Origin of the sequence: Bacillus sp. NPDC094106, from assembly GCF_044764345.1 — a bacterium.
Taxonomy (GTDB): Bacteria; Bacillota; Bacilli; order Bacillales; family Bacillaceae_G; genus Bacillus_A.
Genome location: NZ_JBIWHY010000001.1, coordinates 87,264 through 107,777 on the forward strand (window position 1 = coordinate 87,264; position 20,514 = coordinate 107,777).

Genomic DNA, 20,514 nt, shown 5'->3' on the forward strand with positions numbered 1-20,514 from the left:
GATTCGTCTGACTGCCTATTTTTTGTATGTCCGGGCTTTAAAGATTAATTGCAATTGTTTAGAGGTTTTTGCACCAGAACCAGATTTTTTGTCTCTATCGCTGTAAGGGGACAAAACTCACCATATAAAATGTGTCTGAATTGTATATAGACTATATAAAAAAAGAGCTTGTTTCAGAAAACAAGTTCTCTTTAAAAGAAATAACGTAATTAAGATGTCTATATATTATCATTTGATTTACATCTCGAATTAGTAATATCCTAATTAAATATAAATTAATTAAAAGTAAATAAACAGGAGGGGGGAATCAATAAATATGGTACATTTAATGGTATCAAAAATGGAGAAATCATGGGATTACAATTAGTATAAACAGAAAAGATAATTGTTATGACAACGCATACGTATTGTTCTTTTAAGTGTGAATCTTTCATAAACCTGAGAGTGGGTATCAAGAATGGAATTACGTCATTTAGAGTATTTTATTCAAGTTTGTAATAATGGTAGTTTTACTAAAGCTGCGGAAGTTCTAGGTATTTCACAGCCGACTTTAAGTCAACAAATACGTGTGTTAGAAGGTGAACTTGATACACCTTTATTTCATCGAATTGGAAGAGGTATCAAAATTACAGAAGCAGGTAAGTTACTATTTGATAAAGGTAAATATATCATGCAGCTATTTGATGAGGTTCATAATGAGATCTTTGAATTAAAGCGTGTGAAAAGAGGTGTGATTACTATAGGATGGAACAATCATTAAAAAAACGATCTGCCTGTATAGATGGTATGTATCATTGCCCACATAAGCTTAGTGATGGCTGCGAGTGTCAAAAACCTAATATTGGATTACTTTTAAAAGCTGCATAGGAACACAATTTGAGTTTGAGGGAATGCTATGTTGTTGGAGATACTGGGAGTTCAGATATGATCGCTGCGGAGAAGGCAGGAGCAAAAAAGATTTTAGTGAAAACAGGATGGGGAGAAAGTTCCTTAACAAAATATAGAAGCGCGTGGCAAGGAATAGTTCCTCAATATATAGCGGATAATCTTTTGGATACTGTAAATGGGATTGCAAAGGACACTAAGTATCCATAATAAAATTATGGTAAACTAGTTGTAAAAGCTTCATATTTTTCTATACAAAATTGTATTTGTTTACTTTGGAGGGAGAAGAATGTTGGATATAAATAAAAATGTACGGACATCGGGAGCATACGTTTTATACAAAAACTTATTTGTGTTTCAAGTTGGTCCAACGAAAAGAGCAGATAGATTAGGTGTAGTAAGGCTAGGTGGACATAGAGAAGGGAATGAAACCAGCTTAGAAACAGCTAAATGTGAAGTATATGAAGAAGGACATCTTCTTTAGAGTAATAGTATCAGTATGTTCAAGTTTAAAAGATTATTTACAAGAATTTTGGGATTTTTGCGCCAGAACCGATTTTTTCTTCCGCACTTGTAGGTGACATTTGACTAAATATCAAACCAAGTGACAATGCGGAACCAACTAATACCTTCTTTAATTTCGTGAAAATCCCTTTTTCTTGAATATTTTTATAATACAAACTTATGATATGATGAAGACGGATGGGAGTAAAGGATGAATTTTCAATTTATTTAAAAAAGTGGATTAAAGGGGTTTCGAAATATAATGAAGCGGAAATGGTTATATACAATATTAATAGTAGTTACAATCGGATTTTTGTTTTTTTATAATCGAACAACTGAATCAAAGATAAATGGGTTCCCAGTTCCTGCTCGTGCGGAGTATATACAACAGAAAGAACATAAGGATTTTGAATACAGAGGGACATGTTTTTCGAACGGTTTATCTTTTGATTATAAAGCAGGACTTTGGTTAGCTGGATGGAAAATACAAGAAGAAGAAGGTGCAATGATTAAATATAAAAAGGATGACCGCGTAGTCGTATTAATACAAGGAGGCAACGCCATTTATATGTATGAAGAAGGTAGTAATCAAAAAAACTAGATTTCAGTTTATGAGATAGAGGATTTTTAATATCTGTTTGTTTTACATAGACCATATAAACAAAAAAGACTTTGAAACAAATGAGGTCACTGAAAAAAGTCCACTTAATAATAAAAAGGGGTTTATTACCTACTATATACAGGTGGTAAACCCCTTTTTATTTTCTGCATATCATTAAGTTCCTAACATAAAGTTGGTATAATTCTGTCAATAAAAGTGAAAAAAACACCCACTTTATAAACAAATGACATAATTATACCTACATGTTGTACAGCGTATAGTAAGATCAAACCTTAGTGGAGCTAATCCGTGTATAGATTATTTTAAAAATAAAGAAACTGCACGTACTTGAAACAATTATGAAATTGATTCAGTTAAGAATTTAATGTAACGCAAATAATTTAAGGTTAATGTAAGGTTCTCTTTAGATTGGTGAAAGGTAGATTCATTACAGTTGAAACAGAAGGGAAATATCTAAAAAAGATTCGAATGGAGTTGACTTTTTATATGAGTGCATCGGCTATTGTACAAACGCAAAATCTGTCCAAAACGTATAGGGGTATTAACTGTGTAAATAAAGTTAATCTTCATGTTCAGGAAGGAGAAATCTACGGGTTTCTGGGGCCGAACGGAGCGGGGAAAACAACTACGCTAAAAATGCTACTCGGACTCATCAAGCCTTCTGAAGGGACAATCAAAATTTTAGGGGAAAGCTTGAGTAAAAATCGCTCATCCATTCTGCAACGTACTGGATCACTGATTGAAGCGCCCTCTTACTACGGACATCTGACAGGGCTTGAGAATATGAAGGTCATGCAGCGCCTACGGAATGTGCCGGATAAAAACGTGCATGAGGTGCTTCGTATCGTACGTCTAGAAAATCAGAAAAACAAAAAAGCTGAACAATACTCACTAGGAATGAAGCAACGGCTAGGAATCGCAATGGCTTTACTCGCCTTCCCAAAGCTGCTGATTCTTGATGAGCCAACGAACGGACTTGATCCTGCAGGCATTGGTGAAATCCGAGAGCTCATTAAATCATTACCAGCACGCTATGGAATAACTATATTGCTCTCTAGCCACCTACTCTCGGAGATCGAACAGATAGCTACCTCAGTAGGTATTATCAGCGAAGGAAATCTACTGTTCCAGGGCAGTATGGCAAGCCTACGGCAAAAAAGTAGAAACGTCATTCTTATAAAAACGGGAGACAATGCCAAAGCAAATCAGCTACTTCTCACTCAAGGCTACAGTCCGATCCAAAGCGGAAGCCGGCTTGAGTTCGACGATCTCCAGGATACGGAGGTGGCGAAAATGAACAGAATACTTGTTGAACATAAAATTCCTGTCACCCGGATTGAAGATCAGCAGAGAAGTCTGGAGGATATTTTCCTAGAGTTGACAGGAAAGGAGCGGAACTTGTGACTAAAATATTAGGACTGGAATACTTCAAAATCCGCCGCAAAAAAATATGGATTATGATTATATTATTTCTTGTCGCGGAGATGCTGTGGGCCTTCATCTCCATTAGCCGGTCCATTGCTAGCAATCTGGATAACGCCGTCTGGGAATCTGTCATTTTCACTATATCATCCATGAATGGCCTTTTTATGCCGATTATTTCAGCCATTGTCGTCTCACGGATTTGTGATATGGAGCATAAGGGAGCAACCTGGAAAATGCTTGTTGCTACCAATGTGGGACGTGGGCATCTCTACGCAGTGAAGTATATATGCGCTAATAGTCTGCTCTTATATGGCATCTTTGCACAGGTCGTATTCATGATTGTATATGGACTAATAAAAGATTTTCCCGGCGCTCCTCCTATTGAATTGCTAATCCGCTTCATTGGAGGTACCCTACTGGTGACTCTCGCTGTTACAGCACTTCAGCAATGGATTTCTTTTGCTATCAAAAACCAGGCCTTCGCACTGTGTTTGGGCATGTTGGGCGGCTTTATAGGAATGACTGCCGGATTGTTCCCAGCTGCTACTAGACATATTTTTATTTGGTCTTACTATTTGGATCTCAGCCCGGTTACTTATCTATACGCCGAGTCTTCGAGCACCTATATGGTACAGCCAGTAAGTTCTGGGATTGTAGTAGCTGCGCTGATTATGACTGTCCTGTTCTATATCGCCGGAAGCATCCATGTAACCCGGCAGGAAATTTGAGGAGGGAAGTTGATGAAACAAAGTATTTCTGCTGAATGGCTCAAATTGCGCCATTCCCGGATCGGTCTTGTACTCGCTGTACTTCCTATCATAAGTCTGCTGATTGGATGTGCGAATTATTATTTTAACCAGGGCGTCCTGCAAAATGGCTGGTACAGCCTGTGGACTCAGGTCAGCCTGTTTTACGGTGAGTTTTTCCTGCCTATCCTGATTGCCATCTGCTGTTCCTATATATGTAGGCTGGAGCATTTGAACCGAAATTGGAATATGATTATGACCTCTCCTGTATCGGTTGCCAGTGTGTTTCTTGCTAAATTGATTGTCGTTAGCATTTTAATCTTGTTCGCGCAAGGGTTGTTCATGGGACTCTACTGGCTTATGGGTAACTTGTTTTCCTTACCTGGACCATTCCCTTTAGAGACTATAGGTTGGACGATACGCGGATGGTACGCTTCTCTGTCCATTGGTGCTTTGCAATTGGGACTGTCGCTGCGGATCCGTAGCTTTGCTACGCCTATTGGCATTAGTCTGTGCGGGGTCTTTATCGGCCTGGGGATGTATATTGCTAAGGTGGGAATATTTTTCCCGTTCTCATTGCTCAACATTGGCATGAGTGTGATGAGCCAGGATAAGTTGACTGACATACAGAACTTTTTGTTTTGGGTGATCAATATGGTTTTCATTATTATTTTTGCTTCGATGTCAATCCGACGGTTGAAGAACAAAGATATTGTTTCATCTTGATTGAGCTTATGAGGAATTTTTAATGAAAAAAATATTGTTGGTACTGGGGGTCATTATCGTGATTGGGGCATGTTTGTTGATGTTATTCTTCAGTCCAGAGAAGCTTACACCTGACAATCCTGCTGGAAAAACCATCAATTACACAGAGATAACAGGTTCAGGCGTTCGAGATAAGAATGAACGTTATGACTATGAGTTGACAGCCTATAATGAGAAAGGAAAGAAAAAAAAATTAGTTTTTCGGCTGGAAAGCAATTGAGAGAAGGGGCTTACGTCCAGCTGTATTATACACTGCTTCGGGGAGTCACGCACTGGGAAGAGGTTAACTTCAAGGAGCTACCTGAGGTAGTACAACAGCAGTATCAAAAATAATAAGAATCTGAAAGAAGAAGGAGACGTTCCATAACCATCAAGTTAAGAACATTATGAACTGAAACGTCGATAATTTCTTTTTCATGTATAATAAAATTGGGTGATGCAGGATGGAGAATTTAAAAGACAAAAAAATATTAATTGTAGATGATGAACCGGAAATCAGAATAATGATTGAAAGATTTTTAAGGAAAGAGGGCTTTTTTCGCATTTACACTGCCGCCGATTGCGTTTCAGCTCTGGCATTCTGCCACACAGGCAAACCGGATATCGTGATTCTCGATGTCATGCTGCCTGATGGAGACGGATTCTCACTTCTGTCTTCCATCAGACAGTTCTCGGACATGCCAGTCCTTTTTCTCTCCGCTCGGGGCGAGGATGAAGACCGGTTGCTCGGCCTGGGTTTAGGAGCAGATGATTACATTGTGAAGCCTTTCCTGCCGCGTGAGCTGGTATTGCGGCTCATGGCAATTCTGAAGCGGGTCTATTCCTCTTCAGTGGCAGAGCGTCTATCTGTCTTCCGATTAGGGGAACAGACCATTGATCTGGAAAGCGCTGTCGTGCGCAGGAATCAGAAGGAAATGCCATTGACGGCAAAGGAGCATGCCATTCTTATGAAGTTGTACGAAAATCAAGGTCGAATCGTTACGAGCGATGCCCTATGTCAGGCCGTTTGGGGTGATGACAGCTATGGTTACGAAAATACATTGATGGTCCATATCAGACGGGTTCGTGAAAAAATTGAACGAGATCCTTCCAAACCGATCCATCTTCTCACCGTCAGGGGACTGGGATATAAACTGCTGGTGAAGGAGACACGTTGAGTGAAAGGAATTATTCGTATATTACGCCGTTTTGTCACGATGCCTATCTTTATCTTGATATTTTTGCTTATTTTTAATTTTGTCCTACTAGGAACACTGGTGTTCGAAGAAATTAATCAAAGTCCGTCCCCGGAAAATGTGCTTAAGCAAGTAGCTCAAGGTTTAGGGAAGCAGGACGGCAGCTATCGTCTGGATGAACACGCCGCCGAGCTTCTGCAGCACAAACAGGCATGGGCTATGCTGCTTGATGAAGATGGTCATGTGCAATGGGATTACCATCTTCCTAACGATGTTCCGAAAACCTACAATCTAGTCGATGTAGCCAAGTTCTCACGTTATTATCTTTTGAAATATCCTGTCTATATTTGGGAGCATGAGGCTGGCCTAATTGTAGTGGGATATCCAAAGGAAAGCCACTGGAAGTATCAATTTGATTTTCTTTCTGACTGGCTAAGATCGATGCCTCTGCGCCTTGTTCTGCTACTGATCTTTAATGTGGGGATGACTCTATTGATCTCTGTCGTGATTGGCACGCGTCTCATAAGAGGGATACGTCCTCTTGTGTCGGGAGTCCACAATCTTGCCAGGGAGGAAACAGTTGAGCTGGATTCCAAAGGTATATTCGGTGATTTGGCCCAGAGCATTAATTCCGCGTCGGCTAAGCTTCAGAATAAGACGGCCGCATTAAAGGCGCGAGATGAAGCGCGTTCCAACTGGATTGCTGGGATCTCTCATGATATTCGGACTCCGCTCTCGATTATTCTCGGCTATGCAAGCGAAATGGAGGATAATTCGGACTTGCCGGAGGAGCAAAGACATCAGGCTGGTATCATCCGGTATCAAGGTGAGAAGCTACGCTCACTTATAAGTGACCTAAATCTGGTCTCTATGCTCGAGTATGAAATGCAGCCATTGCGTTTGAAACACATTCGGCTGTCGGTTTTGGCGAGGCAGGTTGCCACGGATTTTTTGAATAATGGATTGGATGACCGGTACGACATTGATTTAAGGCTAACTGTTGAAGCGGTCCAGATCATTGGGGATGAGAAATTGCTACTTCGGGCAATCAGTAATCTTGTCCAAAACAGTGTACGTCACAACCCGCAAGGATGCGAAATCATACTGGAAACCGCCTTATCTAAGGACGGCTCCCAATACCACTTTATTGTAAGGGATAATGGAAAGGGTATTCCGCAGGAGCAATTACAAGAGATTACCGAGTTACCTTATTCATTAAGGAGAAAGCGGACTGTCCAGCAAGGTCATGGTCTAGGGATTCCGATGGTGGCAAGGATTGTGCAGGCCCATCACGGTCGCCTCATTCTTGCAAGCGGCAAGGACCAAAGGGGTTTAAAAGTCGTTATGGAATTTCCTTTGCACCGAAAAATGGAAAACATTAAAAAACTTGGAAATAAGCAAGGTTAATAATAAGTATAGAATAATTCAAAGCTTAGTTTGATGGACATATGTTAGTACTATTATTTGAGAATAAAGTTTGATGAAATTATTACTAATAATATAAAAATGAAAAAGAGCGTGTTTTGAAAAAAAGATTTCTTAAAACACGCTTTTAATTTTTATAAAAAGGTTTAATTCCTTTCAGGATGAGACTGTACAAAGAGATCCATCCGTTCTATATGAAGTAATGTAATAGCTTTTTAAATTGATTTTGCCATCGTTATGTTCGTAATTTCATAACCTAACTTTTCATATAATTCACGTGCAATTGCGTTATGACCAAAAACGTGAAGAGAAATTTTTTTCATTCCTAATTCTTTAGCGATAATTTCGATTTCTTTCATCGCCTTCTTGCCATACCCTAGCCCTTGGTATTGCTCAAAGATAATAAAATCATAAATATAACCTTCATCATGATTCGCAGGTGATTTTTGCGCAATCCAAATCATCCCAACTATGTTTTGGTCGTGAAAAATAGAAAATAAGTAATTAAACTCAGACTTTTCACCTTGTGGTAACAGTTCAGTAAATGTTTTTCTGGATAGGTCAATTGCTTCATCTCCACTCCAATTTCCAGAAGTGACCTTTTCTTTTGCATAGTTATTAATAGCTTTCATAATATACTGTTGAAAATTTTCTTGACTCATAGGTTTTAATTCAACCATTATAATTCCTCCTAGTATATTAATAACTCTATAAGAACAGAGGGAATTCTTTCGCTCTTTTATTGTTTCTTAAATAACTTTACTATTTTTCATGGATTAGGGAGCATATTGTTATCTACTTATATTTGCTCGAGTAACTCGAGTTCTTTTTCTACAAAACACATTTACTCATATCAATAGTATTTGATTGTTGCACCATATATCCCTCGCTTTTTTATTTACTAATAGAGGTATTCTTTTCTCTAGTAGAAACTCCTTTTTTACTCCCAAAATTCGTACCTACTACACCGAGAACAATTAGAATCCCGCCAAGGATATGATAATATGCGATTTGTTCGTACAAGAATAAAACCCCTGCGATAATTGTGATAAGTGTGGATAGGTTGCTGAAAACACTCATTTTAGCTGCTTCGATATAAGTTAATGAATAGTTTAGTAAAAATGCAGTTAGCAAGGAAGATAATACGCCTAAATATAAAATAGATATAAGAAATCTCTCGTTTGTAAATGGTGTAAAGTATACGCTAATTGTCCCTTTATTTATATGTTCAATGATGGCCATGAAATTGAAACTGAGAAAACCAATTGCTGTCATCATATAAGTTAAGTCAATTAATTTAAATTTCTTTGTCATTTTTCGAGCTAATACATTATAGCAAGCAGAGGATAATGCGGATAACAGAATGAGAATAACGCCAAGAAAGCTAGTTTCATGCGTTTCCATACCGTTCATTACAAATATATAAATGACGCCAATTACAGAAATGAGTACAGATATTTTTTGCCATGGATTTGTAGACTCCTTTAAGAAGTAGGACGATAAAATCATCGTAAATATAGGAATGGCAGCTTGTATAATCCCTGCTTCAGATGAACTTGTATATACTAAACCAAATGCTTGGAAAGCAAAGAACAAAGCCGGATAAAATATCGCTAATGGTAAAAGTGTAAGTATGTTTTTGAATGAAATATTTAATTTTATAAACCCGAAAAGAACTGGGATAGTTGCTATTAAGAAAGCAACCGTGAAACGATGGGCAAGTATATCAATCGGAGTTGTAACGGTTAATGCTAATTTCACAAACATAAATGAAAAGCCAATAATAAACGCATATAGTAATGCGGCTGTATATGCTTTTGTTGTGTTTTTCATAATACCACCTCATATAGTTAATTTGTTACTGGCCAGTATATGTACATGGTAATCTTTCTGAGTCAGTGCTACAATGTGAACAAATATAAACTGTACCGGTACAAAATGAGCGTGGAGGTGTAGTCATGTATAAATATTTAAATGTATTAAATGAGTTAGAAACCATGATTCAAAAAGGAGAGATAAAGGAAGGGAAGAAATTACCGTCTATACGTTCACTGGTATCTCAATATCAGTGCAACAAAGCAACCATTATACGTGCGCTCCATGAATTAGAGAAGCGTCATATTATTTATTCCGTACCTCAAAGCGGATATTATGTTGTGAAGAGAATGGGGAATTATGAAGAAAATGAAACAGAAAAAATTGATTTTGCTTCATCAGCTCCAGATCCAGATGTATTTCCATACTTAGATTTTCAACACTGCATCAACAAGGCAATTGACACGTACAAGAATGATCTATTTATATACGGTACACCTAAAGGACTACCATCTTTAATTTCAGTTGTGCAAAAACAGCTAGCGAATTATCAAGTCTTCACAAAAGAAGAAAACATTTTTATTACATCAGGAGTTCAACAAGCACTAGCTATATTAACCTCTATACCATTTCCGAATCAAAATGAAACAGTGCTTATTGAACAACCAAGTTATCATCTATTTATTGAATATCTAGAAACAAACAATATTCCTGTAATTGGTATAAAGCGCACTACTGAAGGTATTGATTTAAATGAGTTAGAAAGAATATTCCGAACGGAAAAAATTAAGTTCTTTTATACAATTCCAAGATTCCATCATCCGCTTGGCACTTCCTATTCTAAGAACGAAAACGAAAAGATTATTTCTCTTGCAAAGAAATACAATGTATTCATAGTAGAAGATGACTATTTAGCAGATTTAGAACAAAATCAAAAGATAGATCCTCTATATAGTTACGATCACTCTTCACATGTAATTTATTTAAAAAGCTATTCAAAGATTATTTTTCCAGGATTACGTGTAGGCGTGGCAGTTATTCCTTCTTCTATTGCAGGGGCGTTTCATAAATATAAAAAACTATTAGATATTGATAGTTCAATGATTTCCCAAGCTGCTTTAGAAATCTATATAAAAAGCGGGATGTTTGAACGACATAAACAAAAAATTCGATTGTCTTACTATGCTAGATCTAGGGTGTTATCAGGGGCATTAGAAAAAGCTTATGAAGAAAATCAACATTTGTTTACATATAGAGCAAGAAACGAAATAGGAATACATACGTGCCTGTCATTACAAAAAAGTATAGTTACAGAAACGCTTATTAAGAATTTACGACAAAATCAGATATGTATAGAATCTATTGATAAAAATTATTTATCTTTTTTCCGTAAGGACAAACTTTTAAAACTCAACGTATCAAATGTGAAAGAAGATAAAATCGAGGTAGGAATTCATAAAGTAATTGAGGAAATGAGACAAGTGAATCGTGTAGATTTCCATTTTAAAAAAGACTAATGCTTCAGGAGGTTTATTATGAAGAAAAAAATAATAGCCTTGTTAATATGTATTATCGTGGGAATCGTAGCATTAGCAATTATTATATATAACAAAGAAAGTGAAGAATGTAAAGCGGTTGCTGTTCAAATACAGTCAATTATTGTAGATCATAACAACCTTCCTGTATCGAATGTTAAAATTTATGAAGGATCAATCATAAATAAGGAATGTGCTATTTCAAATTCACAAGGTGAGTTCAATTTCTATAGTGGCGTTTGTGGTGAAATTACGCTACAATTTGTTACTCCAGATGGAAAGAAATATACAAAAAAGTATAATCGAGAGCATGTACCTAAATTAGTTAAATTAGAAAATAAAAATTAAGGAGAGCTTTATATGAAACCATTACAAGGAAAAGTTGCAGTCGTAGCAGGGGCAACACGCGGTGCAGGAAGAGGTATTGCGATGATGCTTGGTGAAGCGGGAGCAACTGTATATGTAACAGGGAGAAGTACAAAGAACAATTTATCATCAATGGGACGAACGGAAACGATTGATGAAACAGCAGACCTTGTTACAAAGCAAGGAGGAGAAGGCATCGCTATTCGTGTGGATCATACAGTAGAGGAAGATATTAAAGCGTTATTCACAAGAATTCAAGATGAACAAAACGGAAAACTGGATATTTTAGTAAATGATGTTTGGGGCGGCGATCCGCTTACTGAATGGGAAAAACCATTTTGGGAACACAACTTACATAATGGATTACTTATGCAACAACGTGCTGTTCATTCGCATATGATGACGAGTTATTACGGTGTACCGCTAATGGTGAATAATAAGAAAGGACTTATTATTGAAATCACAGACGGTATCGATTATCAATACCGTGGTAACCTATATTATAGTTTAGCAAAAATCTCAACCATCCATTTAGCAGAAGCAATGGCAAAAGATTTAGAGCAGCATAATATTACTGCAGTTGCTGTAAGTCCTGGTTTCCTTCGTTCGGAAGCGATGCTAGATTTATTTGGCGTGACAGAAGAAAACTGGCAAGAAGGTGTAAAAAAAGATCCTCATTTTATTGCATCTGAAACACCTTTCTTTGTTGGAAGGGCAATCGCTACTTTAGCAAGTGATCCGAATGTTCATAATAAAACAGGGAAAGCACTTAGTTCATGGGAATTAGCAAGAGAATACGGATTTAAAGATATTGATGGGAGACAACCTGATTGGGGTAAATATTTTGAAGAGAATGTTCTTCAAGAAAAGTGATGTATCATGCTAAATAAAGTATAAGATTCTGTATATCAAATATAGGATTTTATACTTTTTCTTTCATAATTTTAGTTTAAAACTAATAATATGTTGCTAAATAAACACGCAAAAAGGAAGACCTCATTTAATGGAATTAAATGAGGTCTTCCTGTGAATCAGTTTACATTTGAAATTGCCAAAATATTAATCCGAAAACAAGGAGATAAAATGGTTGAAAAATTCAGTATATTCAGTATAATTAACTTGTAACTATAATAACATTTTTAGTTACAAGAGTTATACCGCTTGATTTCTAAAGAGAAGATCCCTGCAAATCAAGTAGTAAAAAAATTTTGTGCACCTTTGTATTCGGTATTCTCCACTAAAATGTTTCTTTCAAATAAATAGGAAGAAGGAAGTGATAAGATGAATCAAATGAATACACTTTCTCTATGGTCAGCGACTGCAAATAGCTGTGAGAAAGGAAAAACTCTAGAAGGAAATGAAGAGACGGATGTTGTTATTATTGGCGCTGGTTTCACTGGTCTTTCCTCTGCTTATCATTTGCAAAAATTAGGAAAGAATGTCATTGTCCTAGAGCAAGAAACGATCGGATACGGCGCCAGCGGTCGTAACGGCGGGATGGTATTGCCAGGCTATAAGCCAACGATGCAGCAGCTTGCCAAAAAGTATGGTCCCGACGAGGCTAGACAGCTAAACGATCTCTCCTTGTTTGGTATTGAACTGGTAAAAAGCATTATTGATGAACATCAAATCAACTGTGACTTTAGAAATACAGGTCATATTGTAGTGGCTTACAAAGCCAAGCATTTTGAAGAATTAAAACTTGAAAGCGCATACTTAAATGAAAATTTCGGGTACGAGTCAAGAGTGCTCGATCGAAGTCAATTGCATCAAGAGATCGATTCTCCGGTTTATCATGGTTGCTTAGTCGATGACTTAAGTTACTCATTCCATCCACTGAATTATGCAATTGGTTTGGGAGAAGCAGCTAAATCGATCGGTGCTAGAATCTTTGAGCATTCTAAAGTATTATCCATTGAGTACGGTCGAAATAGTGTGAAAGTTAAAACAGAAAAAGGTTCTGTTATTGCGAAAGACATTATTGTGGCGACAGATGGTTATTCTGGAAAAATCATAAATGAACTGAACAAAGGTGTACTGCCAATTTCGGCACGTATTATTGCAACCGAACCGCTTCCAGAGTCATTGTTGAATACTGTCATTCCTAAAGATCGCATGGTTTTTGATACGAGTAGTTTTCTTTACTATTTCCGTCGTACACCAGATAATCGAATCGTATTTGGCGGTGGCGATATTCGTCCAAACTTAGGTGATGGCGTGTATCAAAAAGTTTACGATGCGATGGTAAACTTGATGCCGAAACTGGCAGGAAGCAAAATTGAATACCGTTGGGGAGGATTTATTGGGGTTACAATTGATACATTCCCGATTATCGGCAGATCCAAAGAAGGCGCATATTTCGCAACAGGTTATACGGGTCATGGTGCTTCTCTCTCGACATTGTTTGGTAAGTTATTGGCACAATGGATCGTTACAGGGAATGCAGGCGGATATCGATTTGAAAAGGAACGCCTAAAATCATTTCCGTTCCATAATCAGAAAACTATGCTTGTAAATCTAGCGCATATTGGTTTCAAACTGCATGATATTTTTGCGTAAAGGAGAGATACTTGTGAAAATTAACATGTTCATTGATGGGAAATGGGTAGAAGCGTTATCCGGTGCTAGAAGAAACGTTATGAATCCTGCAACTGGAGAGGTGATTGCATCGTCTGTTGATGGATCAGAAGACGATGCAAAGGTGGCAATCAAGGCGGCTCGAAAAGCGTTTGACAGTGGGATTTGGTCGGATTTATTGGCTGATGAAAGAGCTGAATATCTCTATAAGATTGCAGACCGTCTTGAAGAGAAGGCGGCTGAAATTGCACGTTTGGAAACTGCAAATAACGGTAAGGTTATTCGTGCAACAACCTATGTGGATATTCCGGTGTCAATTCAATGCTTCCGCTATTATGCTGACTTGATCAAAGGCATGAAAAAAGAATCTTACACTCGTGCTGATTCTTCGGAAACAATTATTATTCAGGAGCCGATTGGTGTCTGTGGGCTTATTGTCCCTTGGAACTTCCCACTTATGTTAGCTGTTTGGCAAATTGCTCCTGCACTCGCTGCAGGGAATACAATTGTAATTAAGCCTGCTGAGATCACTCCTGTAAGCGTATTCAAATTATTTGAAATTATTGAGGAAGTCGGGCTTCCGTCCGGAGTGGCGAACTTGGTATTGGGGCCTGGATCAAAAGTTGGGAATGAGCTTGCCGAGAGCCATGATGTTGACAAGGTTGCCTTTACCGGTGGAACAAAAATAGGCCAAAGCATTATGCGCGCAGCTGCGGGAAATATGAAAAAAATTACACTTGAACTGGGAGGGAAATCTCCACTTATTGTGTTCGACGATGTGGATTTTGAAACTGCAGTCGATAATGCAATGTTCGGTATTTTCCACAATGCTGGGCAAGTTTGTTCAGCTGCATCCCGTCTGCTTGTACAAGAGACAATTTACGATAAGTTTGTTGAAAGACTGGCCGAGCGTGCAAGCAAAATTGTAGTTGGCAACGGAGAAAGCGAGAACATTGAAATGGGAGCCATCACAAGCGAGACTCATATGAATGACGTTTTAGATTACATCAAGAGTGGAATCGAAGAAGGTGCAACATTAGTTTGTGGCGGTAATCGCTTAACAGAAAATGGGCTTGATCGGGGATTTTTTATTGCACCAACGATCTTTGCTGATGTTAACGCGAATATGCGTATTGTTAAGGAAGAGATTTTTGGTCCAGTCCTTGTTGTAGAGAAATTTAAAGATGAGGAAGATGCCATCCAAAAAGCCAATGATTCCATTTATGGATTAGCCGGTGCTGTATTTACTGAAGACATGGATCGAGCAAAACGTGTCATTAGTATATTACGCGCGGGCATCACTTGGATTAATAGTTATCACCTCGCTTATGTTGAAGGGCCTTGGGGAGGATATAAGCAAAGTGGAATTGGCAGAGCGTTAGGGGCTACTGGGCTGGAGCACTTTATGGAAATGAAGCAAATCAATATCCACCAGCATGCCAAGTCTGTCGGTTGGTATGCAAATTAATTCGACTTAACTTGCTGTATAAACTATTTTTAGGAGGGTATGCGTATGGAAATAGCAGGAAACCGTCCCTCACCGAAGAAAGAAAAAGCAGAAATTATGAATAAGCCAGCAAATGACTCAGCACTGGGAACTAAAAGTATTCCTTTACTATATTTCCGGTTTGCTTTGGCAGGAATTATGGCTAATGCGATTCTTGGAGTGGTATCGGTTGTCGATGGCTATTTCGTCAGCGGTTTTCAGGAGCTGGAAGTAGAAGGTATTGGAATTGGATTTACGATTATGGTTATTACCCGTATGCTTGGCGTTCTTTTTGGTATAGGAGCCGGAGCAGTCATTTCACTTCGACTTGGAAAAGGGGAAATTGAAGAAGCTAGGAGTATTATGGGGCAAACTTTATGGTTTACTCTTTTCTTCTCCACTTTGCTAGCTGTACTTGGATTGGTCTTTGAAAATCAAATCATGACTTTATTCGGAGCAAGTCAGGATGCACTTCCATATGCGGTGAAATACAGCCGGCTATTGTGGATTTCATTGCCAATAACGATATTGGCGGTTGTACTAAGTATTTTTACCAATATCGATGAAAAACCTGTATTATCAATGAACAGTTGGTTAGCCGCAGCGGTTGTTGCCGGAATTACAGAATGGATTATGGTAGTGAAATATGACATGGGGATGATGGGTTCTTCGTGGGCGAATACAATTTCACAATCGATTCCTGTTTTACTAATCTTTTATTTTTGGTTTGGTAAAACAAAGCTTAAGCCAAAAATAAAAGATATGATGATTAACTTCAAAACAATTGGTGAGGTGGCTTGGACAGGCTTTGCATCTTTCTCGAGTCAGTTCATGATGTTTTTTGCCATTATTTTCTTCAACAATTTACTGCAAAGCTACGGTGGTGGGCTGCACGTTGCTGCTTTCACAATTCAAAACGGTTATATTACAAATCTGCTCGCCTTAGCAGCGCTCGGTGGGATGACGGGACTTCAACCGATCATTAGTTATAATTACGGTGCAGGCAATCTTGATCGTGTTAAACAAGCAATTAAGATTGGACTCATTTTTACTGTTGCTTTCTTTTTGATTGCGACAGCTTTACTAATCATTTTTGCAGATCCAATTGTATCATTTTTTTCTGGAGGTAATCCTGAATTGCAGAAACTGGGCATTTGGTCGACAGTTGTATTCAACTCATTGTTTATGCTTAATGCAGTTAGCTTGCTTATATCCGGTTATTTCGAATCCCAAGAGAGAAACTGGACCGCAACGTTTATTAATGTTAGCAAAATGCTGTTGTTCTTGTTTCCGTTTCTATTTATTTTCCCGAAATTCTGGGGTGTAGAAGGTATATGGTATGCAGGTCCTGCTGCAGAAATTCCAGGCGTTCTCATTGCCATATACTTTATGAAAAAAGAGTTCAAACGTTTAAAAGATACGAATGTTAAGACAGTACGTTTATAGAACCTATTCCTTCGAAATTATCTATGAGAAAGAGAGAGGATTATCATGTTTTTTGCGAAAAAACTTACAGCAGAAGAAGCACAACAATTAGGTGTTGACACTTGGGAAGCGTGGGTAGGCGAACCTAATAAAGGAACTTGGCATGTAGAAGAGCAGGAAGTTTTCTATGTGACAGATGGTGAAGTGTTTATTACTGTTGATAGAGAAAAATATCATATTACAAAGGATTGGGTCGTTTCCTTGGCTAAAAATCTTGTTTGTGAATGGGATTGCCCAAAATTTTTGAAAAAGAATTATAAAATGAACCATGAGATTAATTTGAAATAATGTGAAATTAGGACGGCATCCGATCATTACAGCCGTGAACTTTGCCTAAATATTTGTGATTTATATGACACAGCGCTGTTATCCGCTCTTGCTTCATATGCGATTACTGCTTTCTTTATGCGAATAAATTTCAGAATATTCAAACATAATAACGATAATTGATAGAGCTATCGTTTTTCAGGATCATACAGAAGGCAAGAAGGCCCTATAAAGACAAAAAAACGGGTGTAGCAAACGTTCCTTTACCCGTTTTTTAAATTAGACCATTATTATGATTTATTTTTGACTAAGCCGAACAATAATACGTCTACGATAGATGAGAGTGCTTCTGGTAAGGTCATATTATTTTCCATATAAAAACGTTGATCAAAGACAGAATTTGTAGCATCTATGATCAGCTTTACAGCGAGTGTTGGATTGATTTCAATGAGTTCACCTTGCTTCATACCTTCTTCGAGTAACAAGCGCAGAGCTTCCCACTCGCTCAAAGCGTCATTCACTTTTTTCCATTGTTCCGGGTAATAGCGCTTCATTTGTTCCAACACTTTGAAGTCGTAAAATTCAAAATTGGGTAACACAGTACAAATCTGTCTGATCTTTTCAATTAGGCTTAGAGATGTATTATTCATAATTTGTTCTGTTTGTTCATCGAATTCTGATAACGATTGATCAATGATTAATTCTAAAATTTCAACTTTTGAAGAAAAATGTTGATAAAGATATCGTTTGTTTACACCAATGCGTTTCGCTAAATCGTCCATTGTAAACTTCATGCCTTTATCATGAATCTCTTCAACAAAAGCTCTTATAATGCGTTCTCTCATACCCAGTACTCCTTAAATTAGAAATTTGTTGAAAAGGTTATCTAAACTAAGTTACTCAACTTTCGTACCTTGAAAAATTTTTAAATCCTTGTCTGTGCCATATTCTCTGTTGGGACAATTCCCTTATTAACATATAACACCATTCTTTTTAGCAGGCTAGAAGCAACGAAACTCCCAATTAAAAACAGAACGGTACATATCTTCCATAATACAGCAGAATTCCCTGTCCGAAAAGGCACTTAACTCGACTATCTCAAGTATTCTCCTGAACAAACAATATATCGATGGGTATAGTATAAGGATATTTGGTTCACCAGAGACAGATAAAAATGGTTATCCTGCCCGATCTCATAGCCATCAAGTTAAGGAAATAAATAAAATTAAACCGGAGACATTCGAGGACAAATAAAAAGGTTTTAATCTATTTTAACCGGATAGATAGTTTGTGCAGATTATAATTCCATATTTTTATTGCATAAGTATGATGATAAAAACCTTTAGCCATAATTATGACTAAAGGTTTTTATGGTGGGGAAATTTATACAGAATCAACAATTTTTCAGGAGGTAAATTTCATGGAAGATAATAAAAAGTCAATCCTTGTTTTTATAGTATTAGTTTTAGGTTTAGTCTTCTTTGTTGGAGGTATGGTTTATAGATTGTGGGGCCCATTTTAAATTTGTTAGCGAACAATGGCCGTCCCGACAATCCAGTCATAAATTGTTTTCCGTTTCTTATTAATTAAGGGACTTAAAAAAGTGCATAGCATAGAAATTTTCACATGGAATCTTTTTAAAGAGGGGATGCTATTTATGTATCATTTCAGAAATAAAGGAGAACATCTGCAATGAATTATATGTTGTTTAAAGTTATTAATCGTCTTGCAGGAAGAGGAACTACTATGGATACGGCAATGGTTTTTCTTTCAAACAAGACTCGCTATCTGTACCTTGTCATATTAATATTTATGTGGTTTAGAAACAATTTCTACAAAAAAATCATCTTGTATGCAGGAATTTCAGCAGGAGTCACGTTATTTATAAACCGTATTATCCAGCTTTTTTATTTTAAACCTCGTCCTTTTATTTTCCATCGCGTTCGTTTGCTTATCCCATCGAAGAATAATTCTTCATTTCCAAGTAAACATACTGCTCTAGCTTTTGCTGTAGCGACTTCCGTTTTATTTCACCAACGCTTCATTGGTTCTATTATGTGGTTATTAGCAATTTTGACAGGTTTTTCACGTATTTGGGTAGGACATCATTACCCATTCGATATAATCGGAAGTGCTGTTATAGGTAGTCTAACAAGTGTGATTATTAATAAGTTCACCAAGTTATTTAAGTGAAAAGAAGAGAGCGATTTCCTATGTTATTCATGAAATTTGGAAAAAGGAACATCCGCTTCTTTTGTTTGTGGAGTAGGAGAGCAGGCATAAATTAAAAAACACTTCATGAAATTTGAACAAATCTAGTAAAGAGTTGAGGAGAAATAAGGATTGAAAGATAACCAAAGCAAAGTACACGCTAGGTAAAGCTAGTATATACTTGGTTTTGGTTTTATGTACTATGTAAACAATAAAGAATGTGATTAATGCTATTCATAAATTACCATTAAAGGAATGGGTTGTTGATGAATATTCTTTTTGAAAGCATAATTCTAATCCTTACAGGGATTCTTGTTTTAAAATTGACGGGAAGTAAATCTATTAGCCAGATGACAAGAGCTGAGATTATTGTCGTTGTCTCTATTGGACGCATTATTGTAGAACCTGTACTAAGCAGAAAGGTAGGTTCGTCTATTCTGGCAGCTGTTATATTTTCAAGTATTTTAATTATCATTCATTTTTTAGAATTGAAATCGCGAAAGATGGAACAATTTTTAAACGGTAATAGCATCATTGTTGTTGAAAATGGGAAGCTTTTAAAAAGGAATTTAATTCGTGCTAAAATGACGGAACAGCAACTATTTATGCATTTAAGACAACAAGGAATTCACGATATTAAAACATTACAACAAGCAACAGCAGAACCGAACGGTCGCATTGGATATCAACTAACAGCTGGGGCACAGCCCGTTACTTGTGAAATGTTAGAAAAGATATTACACCAATACAATCTGAAAAAATAGTTAATATGGAGAGATATTAACTATTTTTTGTTGTTTTAGGACATGTAGCGATACACTATGAAGTCTTTTTAACCCAATCAACATGCCCGTAAAAACGGAAGAAATGCTTTTTGTGTCAATAATGGAATTTCTATATTCATCGAATCTCTCACAACAGGAACTAGGTACTTTTGAACGAGTGTTACAATGCGAATTTATGAATGCTGATTTATCAAAACGATTCAGTGTTATCATCATTTTTATATAAACATGGACTGTAGTTTAAGCAATCTTTTTTATAAACGGTATAACTCTCTTTAAAACTGTACAACTTTATTTCAACCCCATGTTTTAGAAATAAAGATAATCCCCCAAAGAATGTATGCAAGTTGTGATACGATATACATTGAAAATTCAAAAACGGTAAGTTTTCTTTTTAGTTTAATTTTCCGTAAATACATGTAAAAGCAAAATGTAGATAA

Annotated in this window: 19 protein-coding genes and 3 pseudogenes; 19 read left to right on the plus strand and 3 right to left on the minus strand. The window is 37.1% G+C overall.

All coding sequences use genetic code 11. The features are described 5' to 3' along the window. Positions 1 to 457: 457 nt before the first annotated feature. The 10 genes and pseudogenes from ACIQ7L_RS00465 to ACIQ7L_RS00510 form a co-directional block, all read left to right on the plus strand. Positions 458 to 745: pseudogene (locus ACIQ7L_RS00465) on the plus strand (LysR family transcriptional regulator); the annotation flags it as partial. Between the two features lie 137 nt (positions 746 to 882). After that, positions 883 to 1,095 carry an HAD hydrolase-like protein gene (locus tag ACIQ7L_RS00470; RefSeq protein WP_400566302.1) on the plus strand — a complete coding sequence of 71 codons (213 nt, stop codon included), beginning with the start codon at positions 883 to 885 and terminating at the stop codon, positions 1,093 to 1,095. A gap of 79 nt (positions 1,096 to 1,174) precedes the next feature. Continuing rightward, a pseudogene (locus tag ACIQ7L_RS00475) lies at positions 1,175 to 1,363 on the plus strand (NUDIX hydrolase); the annotation flags it as partial. Between the two features lie 288 nt (positions 1,364 to 1,651). Beyond that, positions 1,652 to 1,990 carry a hypothetical protein gene (locus ACIQ7L_RS00480; RefSeq protein ID WP_400565426.1) on the plus strand — a complete coding sequence of 113 codons (339 nt, stop codon included), beginning with the start codon at positions 1,652 to 1,654 and terminating at the stop codon, positions 1,988 to 1,990. A gap of 507 nt (positions 1,991 to 2,497) precedes the next feature. Then, on the plus strand, positions 2,498 to 3,415 hold the full coding sequence (locus ACIQ7L_RS00485) for an ABC transporter ATP-binding protein (protein ID WP_400566304.1): 918 nt from the start codon (positions 2,498 to 2,500) through the stop codon (positions 3,413 to 3,415). Then, positions 3,412 to 4,164, plus strand: coding sequence for an ABC transporter permease (locus ACIQ7L_RS00490; RefSeq protein ID WP_400565428.1), 753 nt, complete (start codon positions 3,412 to 3,414; stop codon positions 4,162 to 4,164). Before ACIQ7L_RS00485 ends, ACIQ7L_RS00490 begins: the two co-directional genes overlap by 4 nt. Positions 4,165 to 4,176: 12 nt before the next feature. Next, the gene (locus ACIQ7L_RS00495) at positions 4,177 to 4,908 is read left to right on the plus strand and encodes an ABC transporter permease (protein WP_400565431.1); all 732 of its coding nucleotides are present in this window, start codon (positions 4,177 to 4,179) and stop codon (positions 4,906 to 4,908) included. A 22-nt stretch (positions 4,909 to 4,930) separates the two neighbouring features. Then, positions 4,931 to 5,280: pseudogene (locus ACIQ7L_RS00500) on the plus strand (YxeA family protein). Between the two features lie 110 nt (positions 5,281 to 5,390). Further along, positions 5,391 to 6,104, plus strand: a complete 714-nt coding sequence (locus ACIQ7L_RS00505) for a response regulator transcription factor (RefSeq protein ID WP_400565433.1) — start codon at positions 5,391 to 5,393, stop codon at positions 6,102 to 6,104. Beyond that, positions 6,105 to 7,529: a sensor histidine kinase gene (locus ACIQ7L_RS00510; protein WP_400565436.1), complete on the plus strand. Its 1,425-nt coding sequence runs from the start codon at positions 6,105 to 6,107 to the stop codon at positions 7,527 to 7,529. Between the two features lie 233 nt (positions 7,530 to 7,762). Here the strand turns inward: ACIQ7L_RS00510 and ACIQ7L_RS00515 are convergent, their stop codons facing one another. Then, positions 7,763 to 8,227 (minus strand): GNAT family N-acetyltransferase, encoded by a 465-nt coding sequence (locus ACIQ7L_RS00515; protein WP_400565438.1) that lies wholly within the window; start codon positions 8,225 to 8,227, stop codon positions 7,763 to 7,765. Positions 8,228 to 8,441: 214 nt separating this feature from the next. Beyond that, positions 8,442 to 9,380 (minus strand): DMT family transporter, encoded by a 939-nt coding sequence (locus tag ACIQ7L_RS00520; RefSeq protein WP_400565441.1) that lies wholly within the window; start codon positions 9,378 to 9,380, stop codon positions 8,442 to 8,444. A 125-nt stretch (positions 9,381 to 9,505) separates the two neighbouring features. Between ACIQ7L_RS00520 and ACIQ7L_RS00525 the strand changes: the two genes are divergently transcribed. The 7 genes from ACIQ7L_RS00525 to ACIQ7L_RS00555 all read left to right on the plus strand — a co-directional run bounded on the left by ACIQ7L_RS00525 (position 9,506) and on the right by ACIQ7L_RS00555 (position 17,099). Next, positions 9,506 to 10,879: an aminotransferase-like domain-containing protein gene (locus tag ACIQ7L_RS00525; RefSeq protein WP_400565442.1), complete on the plus strand. Its 1,374-nt coding sequence runs from the start codon at positions 9,506 to 9,508 to the stop codon at positions 10,877 to 10,879. A gap of 18 nt (positions 10,880 to 10,897) precedes the next feature. After that, positions 10,898 to 11,245 carry a hypothetical protein gene (locus tag ACIQ7L_RS00530; RefSeq protein ID WP_400565445.1) on the plus strand — a complete coding sequence of 116 codons (348 nt, stop codon included), beginning with the start codon at positions 10,898 to 10,900 and terminating at the stop codon, positions 11,243 to 11,245. A gap of 12 nt (positions 11,246 to 11,257) precedes the next feature. Next, the gene (locus ACIQ7L_RS00535; RefSeq protein ID WP_400565446.1) at positions 11,258 to 12,136 is read left to right on the plus strand and encodes an SDR family oxidoreductase; all 879 of its coding nucleotides are present in this window, start codon (positions 11,258 to 11,260) and stop codon (positions 12,134 to 12,136) included. Between the two features lie 408 nt (positions 12,137 to 12,544). Then, complete coding sequence (locus tag ACIQ7L_RS00540) at positions 12,545 to 13,822, plus strand: NAD(P)/FAD-dependent oxidoreductase (RefSeq protein ID WP_400565449.1); 1,278 nt, start codon at positions 12,545 to 12,547, stop codon at positions 13,820 to 13,822. Positions 13,823 to 13,835: 13 nt separating this feature from the next. Beyond that, on the plus strand, positions 13,836 to 15,308 hold the full coding sequence (locus ACIQ7L_RS00545; RefSeq protein ID WP_400565452.1) for an aldehyde dehydrogenase family protein: 1,473 nt from the start codon (positions 13,836 to 13,838) through the stop codon (positions 15,306 to 15,308). 45 nt (positions 15,309 to 15,353) lie between these two features. Then, complete coding sequence (locus ACIQ7L_RS00550) at positions 15,354 to 16,772, plus strand: MATE family efflux transporter (RefSeq protein WP_400565455.1); 1,419 nt, start codon at positions 15,354 to 15,356, stop codon at positions 16,770 to 16,772. A gap of 45 nt (positions 16,773 to 16,817) precedes the next feature. Beyond that, a complete protein-coding gene (locus ACIQ7L_RS00555) occupies positions 16,818 to 17,099 on the plus strand; it encodes a cupin domain-containing protein (RefSeq protein ID WP_400565457.1) in 282 nt (93 codons plus the stop codon). A gap of 269 nt (positions 17,100 to 17,368) precedes the next feature. On the opposite strand, the gene ACIQ7L_RS00560 is transcribed toward ACIQ7L_RS00555, so the two are convergent. Further along, positions 17,369 to 17,923, minus strand: coding sequence for a TetR/AcrR family transcriptional regulator (locus ACIQ7L_RS00560; RefSeq protein WP_400565459.1), 555 nt, complete (start codon positions 17,921 to 17,923; stop codon positions 17,369 to 17,371). 847 nt (positions 17,924 to 18,770) lie between these two features. Here ACIQ7L_RS00560 and ACIQ7L_RS00565 point away from each other — a divergent pair. Continuing rightward, a complete protein-coding gene (locus ACIQ7L_RS00565; protein ID WP_400565462.1) occupies positions 18,771 to 19,271 on the plus strand; it encodes an undecaprenyl-diphosphatase in 501 nt (166 codons plus the stop codon). Between the two features lie 284 nt (positions 19,272 to 19,555). Further along, positions 19,556 to 20,053, plus strand: coding sequence for a DUF421 domain-containing protein (locus tag ACIQ7L_RS00570; protein ID WP_400565464.1), 498 nt, complete (start codon positions 19,556 to 19,558; stop codon positions 20,051 to 20,053). Positions 20,054 to 20,514: the final 461 nt, after the last annotated feature.

Coding starts and splice junctions, on each gene's coding strand:
- ACIQ7L_RS00480 (WP_400565426.1), top strand. CDS start 1,652: ATGAAGCGGAAATGGTTATATACAATATTAATAGTAGTTACAATCGGA.
- ACIQ7L_RS00485 (WP_400566304.1), top strand. CDS start 2,498: ATGAGTGCATCGGCTATTGTACAAACGCAAAATCTGTCCAAAACGTAT.
- ACIQ7L_RS00495 (WP_400565431.1), top strand. CDS start 4,177: ATGAAACAAAGTATTTCTGCTGAATGGCTCAAATTGCGCCATTCCCGG.
- ACIQ7L_RS00505 (WP_400565433.1), top strand. CDS start 5,391: ATGGAGAATTTAAAAGACAAAAAAATATTAATTGTAGATGATGAACCG.
- ACIQ7L_RS00515 (WP_400565438.1), bottom strand. CDS start 8,227: ATGGTTGAATTAAAACCTATGAGTCAAGAAAATTTTCAACAGTATATT.
- ACIQ7L_RS00520 (WP_400565441.1), bottom strand. CDS start 9,380: ATGAAAAACACAACAAAAGCATATACAGCCGCATTACTATATGCGTTT.
- ACIQ7L_RS00525 (WP_400565442.1), top strand. CDS start 9,506: ATGTATAAATATTTAAATGTATTAAATGAGTTAGAAACCATGATTCAA.
- ACIQ7L_RS00530 (WP_400565445.1), top strand. CDS start 10,898: ATGAAGAAAAAAATAATAGCCTTGTTAATATGTATTATCGTGGGAATC.
- ACIQ7L_RS00535 (WP_400565446.1), top strand. CDS start 11,258: ATGAAACCATTACAAGGAAAAGTTGCAGTCGTAGCAGGGGCAACACGC.
- ACIQ7L_RS00540 (WP_400565449.1), top strand. CDS start 12,545: ATGAATCAAATGAATACACTTTCTCTATGGTCAGCGACTGCAAATAGC.
- ACIQ7L_RS00550 (WP_400565455.1), top strand. CDS start 15,354: ATGGAAATAGCAGGAAACCGTCCCTCACCGAAGAAAGAAAAAGCAGAA.
- ACIQ7L_RS00555 (WP_400565457.1), top strand. CDS start 16,818: ATGTTTTTTGCGAAAAAACTTACAGCAGAAGAAGCACAACAATTAGGT.
- ACIQ7L_RS00560 (WP_400565459.1), bottom strand. CDS start 17,923: ATGAGAGAACGCATTATAAGAGCTTTTGTTGAAGAGATTCATGATAAA.
- ACIQ7L_RS00565 (WP_400565462.1), top strand. CDS start 18,771: ATGAATTATATGTTGTTTAAAGTTATTAATCGTCTTGCAGGAAGAGGA.
- ACIQ7L_RS00570 (WP_400565464.1), top strand. CDS start 19,556: ATGAATATTCTTTTTGAAAGCATAATTCTAATCCTTACAGGGATTCTT.